The sequence below is a fragment of the Candidatus Auribacterota bacterium genome, assembly GCA_026392035.1.
Lineage (GTDB): Bacteria > Auribacterota > Tritonobacteria > UBA1439 > UBA1439 > JAPLCX01.
Map to the genome: position 1 here is coordinate 1 of JAPLCX010000035.1, position 10,065 is coordinate 10,065.

8 protein-coding genes are annotated in these 10,065 nt (G+C 57.8%); 2 read left to right on the top strand and 6 right to left on the bottom strand.

The features are described 5' to 3' along the window. From NTX71_03385 to NTX71_03410, 6 genes are all read right to left on the bottom strand, one after another. A partial coding sequence (locus tag NTX71_03385; protein MCX6338947.1) for a lamin tail domain-containing protein occupies nt 1-1,161 on the bottom strand: 1,161 nt, incomplete at its 3' end. Between the two features lie 98 nt (nt 1,162-1,259). Then, nucleotides 1,260-1,793: a helix-hairpin-helix domain-containing protein gene (locus NTX71_03390; GenBank protein MCX6338948.1), complete on the bottom strand. Its 534-nt coding sequence runs from the start codon at nt 1,791-1,793 to the stop codon at nt 1,260-1,262. Nucleotides 1,794-2,237: 444 nt separating this feature from the next. Beyond that, nucleotides 2,238-3,725 (bottom strand): matrixin family metalloprotease, encoded by a 1,488-nt coding sequence (locus NTX71_03395; protein ID MCX6338949.1) that lies wholly within the window; start codon nt 3,723-3,725, stop codon nt 2,238-2,240. Nucleotides 3,726-3,805: 80 nt separating this feature from the next. After that, entirely contained in the window at nt 3,806-4,924 is a 1,119-nt protein-coding gene (locus NTX71_03400) for an SDR family NAD(P)-dependent oxidoreductase (GenBank protein MCX6338950.1), read from the bottom strand. Between the two features lie 29 nt (nt 4,925-4,953). Then, on the bottom strand, nt 4,954-5,913 hold the full coding sequence (locus tag NTX71_03405; protein ID MCX6338951.1) for a glycosyltransferase family 2 protein: 960 nt from the start codon (nt 5,911-5,913) through the stop codon (nt 4,954-4,956). A gap of 180 nt (nt 5,914-6,093) precedes the next feature. Beyond that, nucleotides 6,094-7,392: an MFS transporter gene (locus NTX71_03410; protein MCX6338952.1), complete on the bottom strand. Its 1,299-nt coding sequence runs from the start codon at nt 7,390-7,392 to the stop codon at nt 6,094-6,096. A gap of 148 nt (nt 7,393-7,540) precedes the next feature. Between NTX71_03410 and NTX71_03415 the strand changes: the two genes are divergently transcribed. Together NTX71_03415 and NTX71_03420 are read left to right on the top strand one after the other, a co-directional pair. After that, nucleotides 7,541-8,488 carry a glycosyltransferase gene (locus tag NTX71_03415; protein MCX6338953.1) on the top strand — a complete coding sequence of 316 codons (948 nt, stop codon included), beginning with the start codon at nt 7,541-7,543 and terminating at the stop codon, nt 8,486-8,488. A gap of 11 nt (nt 8,489-8,499) precedes the next feature. Further along, nucleotides 8,500-9,897, top strand: a complete 1,398-nt coding sequence (locus NTX71_03420) for a glycosyltransferase family 4 protein (GenBank protein ID MCX6338954.1) — start codon at nt 8,500-8,502, stop codon at nt 9,895-9,897. Nucleotides 9,898-10,065: the final 168 nt, after the last annotated feature.

Consider the following 10,065-nt stretch of genomic DNA (forward strand, 5'->3'; position numbering starts at 1 on the left):
CCCCGATGCCTGGATGACAAATCCTGAGACGTTGACCGGATTGTCTTCGCCATTGTAGAATTCGATCCATTCTTTCCCCGCATCATTTCCCGGAGCATCGTAGTACAGCTCGTTGATGACGAGGGCAGGATGTGAGGATGCAGAAACGGGATTTTTACCATTGATGACCTCGCAATAGTCCCTGAAGCCGTCTCCGTCGGTATCTATCTTTTTCGGATCGCTATGGTATACATGAATCTCATCACCGTCACGCAGGCCGTCGCCATCGCTGTCCGCCTTCCGGGGATCGGTTTTGTACACGACAACCTCATCGTAGTCATCCAGTCCATCCCCGTCGGTATCCGCGAGGGCAGGGTTCGTTTCCCAGGAATCAACCGTGAAATTCCAGTTCTTGAGCTCTTCGCCGTCGCGGAGTCCGTCATCATCCGAATCAACGTCATTGGGGTCGCTGCCCACTTCATTTTCCACCACATCGGGTATGCCATCCATGTCAGTATCGGCAAGCAGCCCTCGGGCATGGGGAGATGGGATTGTCAGCGTCTGGAAATCGGAGAGAAGATTATGGTCTATTTCAGGATTGATCCGCGCGATGCTCTGCCCTGAGTTTACATCGGCATAGAAGCCATCCGTCGCTGCCCCGGAGGTATCAAGATCGGGCGGCTCGAGTTGTGTGGGGTTATAGAGGATACAGTCGAGGACGTGCCGCTGGGGATCAATAAGCCTCACGCCATCCACGGGAGAAGTAACAGAATGCCACTGAGGGGGCTTTCCCCAACAGGCGCTATAATTGCCGTTCTGAAGAGAAAGGGCATGTTGAAAGTCGGGCGCCACACCGAATGTCATCTCCTCTCCGATCAGAAAATAGGAATGAGGGAGAATAATCGGCTCATGGGGAATGGCTCGCAAGGGAACATGCCGTGTCCATTTACCTTTCTGAATGATCTCAACGCAATAGCCGGAGAGATCAATGGGATGATTTCCATTGTTATACAGCTCAATGAATTCTCGATGGCCTGGAGGATTTGGATTGTTGTCATCTCCTTCGGGATCGTAAAAGACCTGGCTGATGACAATAGCGGCTATGGCATTTTTGGAAGGAAAGAAAACCAGCGGGAGGATTAGACACAAGAGGACAATGCATTTGCCTTTTCTTGGCGTCATTTGATTGATCCTTTTTCAAACTCATCCGATGCTACATTAGGCTAGTCTCACCTCCGCGGCTATTTGCTTTTAGGATCATAACGGGCTGTCAAACCCTATCAGTGGGATTCTGACATAGCGTTTGTTACTTTATCCTTCCATTGGCCTATGAGTGTTGGGCCAACCCCTTTAACTCTCTTCGAGAGATTTTCCAATGATAAAAAGGAGCCGTTCTTCCCTCTCTCTTCAACAATTCTTTTCGCAATAACCGGCCCCACGCGATAGAGCTTCGCAAGCTCTTGCTCTGAGGCGGTGTTCACGTCTATAGGATAAGGGAGTTTTTTGTTATCCTCCTCCTCTCCCATGGGGATAATGACGTACGGCTCCCACTTTTTGATCATCACCGGGCCGATCCCCTTCACTCTTTTTGCAAGATCACGGAGGGACACAAATGGGCCGTTCTTTTCCCTCTCCCCGATAACCGCGTTCGCCCTTTTATGACCCATCAGGTACAGGCTTTGAAGCTCCCCGGATGACGCCTTGTTGACGTCTATCTTCGCCCCCGGTTGTTCCTGCGAAGCAGTGTATGCGCTTCCCGCGAAAAGCGGCGATATGAAACCCGTCAATGCGATGAATATCAAAGTCCTTTTCATCTCAGACCACCTCCTCTCCTATCACCTTCTGCTATTTGTATGGTTCGCTCGTTGCCATCAAAGCAAAAAGCCGAACTGCCGACTGTGACGGTTCTTCATCACTTCAGCAGCCCGGCTCTCTTTTCCTTCAGTCGGGTTAGCGGAGTATAGAGGATTAAGACCAAGGGTGTTGTATTACCCGGTGTCATCATCGCCGCTATCGCTCTATCGCTGTCGCTGGTTGTACCGGAGACTCGCCCCCGACTGATATCATGCATAACCGCTCGTATCTCAGATTATTAGGTTTAATAAACCCCATACCACGATGGCTGCGCCCGTGAAGCTCTTTAGGAATCTCCGAAGGGGCAGAAACCCACGGGCTTGCCCGTGGGGCTCCGCTCAACGAGGAGACATCGGTATGCGTAAGAGTTACGAGGGGTATACCAGCTAAAAGTAATAGGAGCGTTACCTGGCGAGAATGACCGAGAGGTTCCGGAGGTCGCCGGGATCGTCCGAGAGGATGGAGGATACCGCGATTGGCTTTCCCGCCGAGGCGATTGGCCCCGCGTCAAGCCTGTGGACTGGCTCCAGCAGCCCCCCGTCCCTCGGTGCAGCGGCGAATGGGGAGGCATACACCGCCACCTCCATGCCGCCGCGCCCGTTGCGCAGCAGCACGGCGATCTCACGGTTCAGGGTTTTACCCTCGCGCAACGCCAACCCGAGGATGCTCGTGCAATCGGGAATCTGCCATGAACGCAGCGGCGTGAGGTTGATCATCTGTCCGTTCTCCCCCGTTCTCACCGCGCGTGCGAGTGAAATATGGAAGTCGCTATTCCTGCGTTTCTCGGCCAGGGCGACGATGGTTCCCGTCTCCCCCTCATCAGGGCCGAGCGGCGCGAAGGCGAGCACGTCATCTGCCCCCTTCACGGGGAGGGATGTCAGTACAATGCTCTTCCGCTCATCGGCGGCACGCGGCACCGCGCCGAGGAGGACCGCCAGGCCGCTCGGTGTCGATACGAGCGCCGCGATATCAGAGGGGGCTCCGTCGCCGTCGCTGTCGAGAGAGGAGATGGCGCGAATCCTCCCGGGATTGATCCTATAGGGGCACTGGATGGCGTAGTCGCGCGCGAGCATTCCATCCCCTCCCATGACCGAGAGGGTGGCGGCGCCACCGCGCGCCCGGATGATGCCGGTGTACGGTCGGCCCAGTCCGGGGTCGGCGAGCGGGCACAGGCCCACAAAGCCTTCCGTTTTCAACGCGGGGTAACTTTTCTCAACGGGGCGAATGTTCCGGTTGGCGTAATCGAGGGAGTACACCTGGAGGGTGAGCTCCCCATCCTGAGATACGCGCGGATAGGCGGCCCTGACCCCCTCGACGTCGTCGTCGGTAAGGTATCGTTTCGTCTTTTCCCCGGGTACGATGTATTCAAACATCGTCTGGCCCGTTGACTGGACATCGCCGAGGCCTATGAAATGGCCGACCTCGTGCGTGGCCACATTCTGGACATCGAGTGTCCCCTCCTCCCCGTTTGTTGACCAGCGGTAGTCACGGCCGTTGAGCCACACCTCAACCTTGAGGATGCGGCCATCGGCCCTGGGGTGCACCCGCGTCATCGCGACGTAGCGTGAATCATAGGGCCATTCCTCTTTTATCCACATGACCACGCCTGTCCCCGGGTTGACCTCCCCCCGCTCTACGAGGCCGGCGAACTGAAACTCTATTTTCCCGCTCGCCACGTGTTCCCACGTCTGGAACGCCGACTGGATTGCCTCAATATCGCTCCCATCAGAGATATCGCTGCATCCCCTGCGGTCGATGTAATAGGGAATGGCTGTCAGGCCATCTCCCCAGTGAAGGGGTATCCCCTGGCTGTTCGTGCGGATGTCATAAGCGGCCGCATGGGCGGCATAGAAAAATGAGAAAGATATAAATATTAAAAGGCTACGTTGCACAGGAATTCCCTAATTGCCTTATTTAACCAGCATACATCAAATAATGCGAAATGTCAAATAATATGCGCACCGGTGAGGCGCTACGCTCCAACAATACCTCTCTCCTTCAATTCCGCAGTCGCCTTGTCCACCATGTCGACTGCCGTGACCCCCTCGCTCCACCCGATGAGCTCCTTCATCCCATCCTTGAAGTCAACCCCGGCCTTGAACTGGAGCGCACGAGCAATTTTGCCGGTGTCGGCGATGCAGTGCCGGACGTCGCCCTTGCGGAATTTCATCGTGACGTGGGGAGTGATCCGCTTTCCGCAGAGACTGCTGATGATCTCGGCGATTTCGAGGACCGTGGTGACTTTCCCGGAGCTGACGTTGAAGGATTGGTAGTCAGCCTGGGGCTTTGCCATTGCGAGCATGTTCGCCTCGACGATATCGTGGACCGAGATGAAATCCCTGGACTGGCGACCGTCTTCAAATATCGCGGGGGGTTTGTCGTTCTTGATGCGGCTCAAGAATATTGCGGCGACCCCGGTGTACGGGTTGGAGAGCGATTGCCTCGGCCCATACACATTGAAGTACCGCAGCGCGACGGTGGGGATGCCGTAGGTGCGCCCGATGTTCAGGCACATATCCTCCTGGACCATCTTGGTGATGGCGTAGATCGACGTGGCGAGCCGCTCGTCCTCCTCCCGTATCGGGAGCGGCTTGAGCTGCCCGCTGCACCTCGGACAGTGGCATTCCCAGTCGCCTTTTTTGAACTGCTCCTCAGATCGGAGGGGCGGGCGCACGCGGCCGCAGGACGCGCAGTCGTAGAGACCCTCACCGTAGCTGCTCATGGAGGCGGCGACAATGAGTTTTTTGACCCCGTGCCTGTGGTTGGCGAGGATGTCGAGGAGGTTCGCCGTTCCCCCTATGTTCACGTCGACGTAGTGTTTTACCTGGTACTGGCTCTGCCCGATGCCCACGGCGGCCGTGTGGTGAGAGATAACCTCCATGCCCTCGACCGCCTTCCTCAGCGAATCGTAGTCACGGACATCCCCCCGTATGAACTCCGCCCGGCGGTTGAGATGGTCCGGTTCCCTGCCCCCGGGGTGCACCTGGGGATCGAGGTTGTCGAAGATCCTCACCCGGTGCCCCTCCACGATCAGGCGATCAACGAGAAAGCTGCCGATGAAACCAGCGCCTCCGGTGACGAGTATGTTCATGTGTAGCCTCTGAGGACGATCTTTGGGCCTTAAACTTTCGGTTTTTGGCTGTCTTTCAGCTCCATCTTCCGGATGCGGTAGAGCGCATCCTCGATGAGGCGCCGATTGGAAGAGATGATGTCTGCGACGAGGCCGATGAGCAGAACCTGGAAGCCGATAATCATGAAGATCGCCGCGAAAATGAGCGATTGGAGGTGGCCCTGGCCTCCTGAGGTGAAATAGAAGCAGAGAAACCGCAGGGAGAGGAGCCCCCCCAGGAGCAGCCCCACGGTGCCGATGAAGAGGAATACCTTGAAGGCCTCGTACATGGTGTAGATACGGACCATCGTGCTCAGGGATCTCTTGACATACTCCCAGGGGCTCGAGAAGAGTCGGGACTCCCTCGTCTCCTTGTTTGTGCGCACCGGCACGTGCGCGATGGCGATGTTCTTCTTGCCCCCCTGGATGATTGCCTCGAGCGTGTAGGTGAACTGTGAGACGATGTTGATGCGCAGCGCCGCCTCACGGTTGTAGGCGCGGAAGCCGCTCGTGCAGTCGGGGATATCGGTCCCAGAGATGCGCCGCACCGCCCAGCTCCCCCACCGCTGCAAAGACCGCTTCAGGGGGGATACGTGCTGGAGCTTCTCGATGGTGCGGTCGCCGATGACCATATCGGCCTCTCCATTGAGAATCGGCGTGATGAGCTGGGGGATGTCAGCGCCGCAGTACTGGTTGTCGGCGTCGGTGTTGACGATGATGTCGGCCCCCGCCTTGAGCGATGCGTCCAGCCCTGCCATGAACGCCTGTGCCAGGCCCTTCCGGTTCCTGAAGCGCACGAGGTGCTGGACGCCCGCGCGCCGCGCCACCTCGGCGGTCCGATCGGTGGACCCGTCGTCCACCACGACAAATTCCATCTCATCGATGCCCGGGATATTCCGGGGGATGTCGCGGAGCGTCCTCTCGAGATAGGGCTCCTCGTTGTAGCACGGAATCTGGATGACGAGCTTCATGCAGTACCCTCTGGGATGATGATAGTATCTGTTCCCAGGGTGTATGTCAATAGTTCCTGCCGCGATCTGCAAAAGGTTTGAATGGTTTGATCCGTTTGATCCGTTTGAGTCGTTCACACCATTCAAACAGCTCAAACTGCTCAAAGCGGCTGGTGTGGTTGTTCAAACTGTTCAAACGACTCAAACGTTATCTTTAGGTATGAAGCAGATCATGATCATACCGGGGATCGTGAGGAGGCAGACAAGGCAGAAGAAGGTGAGGTACCCGAGCCTCTCCTGTATGTATCCGCTCAGCGCGCCGGGGATCATCATGCCGAATGCCATGAGGCCGGTGGAAATGGCGTAGTGGGAGGTTTTGAACGGCTCCCGCGCAATATACATGAGGAAGATCGTGAAGGCCGTGAATCCCAGACCATAGCCGAACTGCTCGGCGGCCACGAGGGCGTAGGTGGTCACGAGCGAAGGCCGCGCCCACGCGAGATAGACATAGCTGAGATCGGGGAGATTGAGGGCGAGCGCCATCGGCCAGATGCATCTCTTAAAACCGAAGCGGGATATGAGCCATCCACCAAGGATGCCCCCCGCGAGAAGGAAGCCCGTCCCCACGGTTCCGTAAAGTGCGCCGACGGTCTCGGTCGCGAGGCCGAGCCCCCCTTTTGCGACAGGGTCGAGGAAAAACGGCTGCGCCATCTTCACGAGCATTGCCTCCCCAAGGCGGTACAGGAGGATGAACGCCACAATGGGGATAATCATGGACTGGGAGAAGTAGCTTTTGAACACGTGGAGGAAATCTGAATTGCCGGGCCGGCTCGGAGACCTCAATGGCCTGGCGCGTCCGGCATCAAGGTGCGGGAAGGGGAGGTAGAACCTGTGAAAGAACGCCAGGCAAAGAAAGATAATGCCCGCCACGCCGAGGGCGGTTGTCCAACCCCGGCGGATGAGGTCTGTTCTTCTCTCGATCGCGCCCGCGAGAACGACCAGGCCGCCGGAGGCAAAGATCATCGCGAGCCTGTAGAATGTGCTGCGGACACCCGCGTAGAGGGCCTGATCATCTCGCGAGAGGCTCAGCATGTAGAACCCGTCAGTCGCGATGTCGTGGGTGGCGGAGGTGAACGCGATGAGGCTGAAGAGAAGGAGGGAGAGCGGGAAGAACAGATCGGTCTGGATCACCAGGGCAGTCGCGATGAAGCACAGGGCCATCGTCAATTGGGTGCCGATGATCCATCTTCTCTTGGTCAAGCGCATATCAACGAGCGGCCCCCAGAACATCTTGATGACCCAGGGGAGGTAGAGGAGGCTCGTGAGGCCGATCAGCCTGTTGGGCAACCCCATTGTTTTGTACATGACCACGGTGACGATGTTCACGATGACATAGGGGACGCCCTCGGCGAAGTAGGTGGTGGGAACGTATATCCAGGGGCGGCGCTTCTTCCCCTCGTGGGAGCGTTCGGTTGAAAGATACTCTATCGGCGCGGGCATAGTGTGCAGTGCTGAATGCTTACAAAGAATTAGAGTACAACACTATACCATCGCCACGCAGGAGTGCGGTAGAAATTTTGACGGCGCGGCCGTGCATTTGGATTGATTCTCGCCCCACCTTGGCTTATACTTCCGTACACAGGAAACGATGAAGGCAGAAGCGGTTTCGATCATCATACCCACCAAAAACGCTGAGCGATACCTGGAAGAGCAGTTGAAGGCCATATTCAGCCAGGAGGACGTTACCCGCCCGGAGATCGTCATCATTGATTCGGGTTCGACGGATAAGACGATCCAGATCGCCGCGCGGTATCCCGCAAGGCTCATCTCCATAAAACCTGAGGAGTTCAATCACGGCGCCACCAGGAACCTCGGCGCGCGGGAAGCGAAGGGCGGCTACCTCGTCTTCCTCACGCAGGACGCAACTCCGGCGGACGGCTCATGGCTCAAAAACCTTCTCAGTCCCCTCCGTGAAGACCCGGCTGTGGCAGGGGCTTTCAGCCGCCACATGCCGAGGCCTGGCTGCTCCCTCCCCCTGGAGCGGCAGATTGAGGAGGAGTGGCCGCAGGCGGGGGGGAAGCAGAGGATTGTCAAGCAGGTGAGCTCCCGGGAGGATCTCGATGCGCGCAAGCCGTACTATGTCTATTTCGCGAATACGAGTTCCTGCCTGCGCCGCTCGGCGTGGGAGCGGTTCCCCTTCCGTGACGTTGACTTTGGCGAGGATGTTGATTGGGCCGAGCGGGTCCTGCTCGCGGGCTACAAGATTGTCTATGAACCCGATTCGGCCGTTCTCCACAGCCACGATTACCGCCTGCGGGAACAGTTGCGGCAGCACTATGATTACGGCCGCATGGTGAGGAGCGCGCGCCTGGCGCCGACCGTGACACTCAGGCGATCAGCGAAAACGTTTCTGGTTTCACTTCGAGATGACCTTCGTTATCTGAAGAGAACAGGCCGCCCGATGGAACAGTTCTTTTTCAGTGTTCCATTTCACGCATGCTGTGTGCTCGGCCGGTGGCTCGGGGAGCACTCGGATGAGTTGCCGCGGATGGCGCGGAGGTTCCTATCCCGGCAGAGGCAGATACAGAAAAAATAGGAATGGCACCGTTGAAGATTCTCGTTGTGGTTCATGGCTATCCGCCCACCGCCGTCGCGGGGACGGAGATATGCGCCCAGAGGCTCTGCGTGGCGCTCAAGGAGATGGGGCACGATGTCTTGGTGATTGCGCGCGAGGAGCGGTTTGGCTACCCAGAATATAAAATCATACGTGACGAGAGAGACGGGATTCCGGTGATGAGGATCGTGAATAACTTCAAGAAACTGCAAGAGAGGTACATGTATGACTACCACCCGCGCATTGAGGAGATTTTCGAAGATGAGCTCGCGCGACTGAAACCGGACCTCGTCCACGTGCAGCACCTCTCGGGAGCCTCGTGGGGTATCCCCCTCATCGTCAAGAAACATGGAATCCCCCTGGTGGTATCGCTGCACGATTACTGGTATGCGTGCGAGCGCGTCCAGCTCCTCAGGCCCGACGGGACGATCTGCCCCGGTCCCGACGATGGCCGCAACTGCTCACGGTATTGCGCTCATGGCTCCCTCTCTCTCATGGCCTCCGCGGTGATCGAGCGGCTCAAGTGGGGGACGGGATTCCTCGGCGCGTGCCCCGGTGAGAGAATAGTGCTCAGGACGCTCGCGGCCATCCAGCCGCTCGCGATGCCAAGGAAAACGAAGAAGTTGAGGCGCGTGTATCGCGAGCGGTGCGCCAGGTTGCTCCATAACCTCAGCAGCGCCGATGCCCTTATTGCCCCCTCGGAAAAGGCTCGCGAAATCTATGAGGCGCTGGGCATTCCCAAAGAGAGGGTGGTGGTCATACCACATGGCGCGCCGCCTCTCCCTGAAGCGCGCGCGGGTTTCCTCCGGAATGAGTACGACGGCACAAGGCCCCTCGTGGTCGGCTATATCGGTACGGTGATGGCGCACAAGGGAGTGGTGACCCTCCTCAGGGCGATCAGGGGGCTTTCTCCGGGGAAGGCGTCGCTCAGGATTTATGGTCGTGCCTACCCCCCGCGCTTCACGCGATTTATCACGAAAGCCATCACACGGTTTCCACGCGGCCAGGTGGAGATTCAGGGGGCATATCAGCCGGAGGAGCTGCCCCGCCTCATGGCGGGACTGGATGTCGTGGTGATTCCGTCGCTGTGGCATGAGACATTCAATCTGGTCCTCTGGGAGGCATGGGCCTCCCGGCTGCCGGTCATCGCCTCTCGTGTGGGAGCCCTGTCTGACTTCATCAGGGAGGGTGTGGATGGGCTGACCTTCCCGCCCGGGGACTGGAGGGGGCTGAGCGCGCACCTCGCGCGGATCGTTGAAAACCCCACGCTGCTGGCCACGCTTCGGAAAAACCTCCCGCGTTCCTGCATGAGCCTCAACGAGAATGCCAGACGCTATGAGAAGATCTATATCAGGCTCACCACTGAGCGGGCGGAGGTACGTAACCACTGAGGACACTGAATACACTGAAAAATAAATCGGCTCATCGCACGATAGTGTGGGTTGCCGGCCAAGGACGGAACTGAGCCATCCAGGGTGTGCATGCTTGGATGATCTTAAGCTTCATGTAATCCTTGTCCCGGTAGCCGTACGCCCTTCGAATCACGTTGCGTGCTTTGA

Excerpts from the sequence above, each read along its gene's own strand:
- NTX71_03415 (MCX6338953.1), top strand. The coding sequence starts at position 7,541 with ATGAAGGCAGAAGCGGTTTCGATCATCATACCCACCAAAAACGCTGAG.
- NTX71_03390 (MCX6338948.1), bottom strand. The coding sequence starts at position 1,793 with ATGAAAAGGACTTTGATATTCATCGCATTGACGGGTTTCATATCGCCG.
- NTX71_03400 (MCX6338950.1), bottom strand. The coding sequence starts at position 4,924 with ATGAACATACTCGTCACCGGAGGCGCTGGTTTCATCGGCAGCTTTCTC.
- NTX71_03410 (MCX6338952.1), bottom strand. The coding sequence starts at position 7,392 with ATGCCCGCGCCGATAGAGTATCTTTCAACCGAACGCTCCCACGAGGGG.
- NTX71_03405 (MCX6338951.1), bottom strand. The coding sequence starts at position 5,913 with ATGAAGCTCGTCATCCAGATTCCGTGCTACAACGAGGAGCCCTATCTC.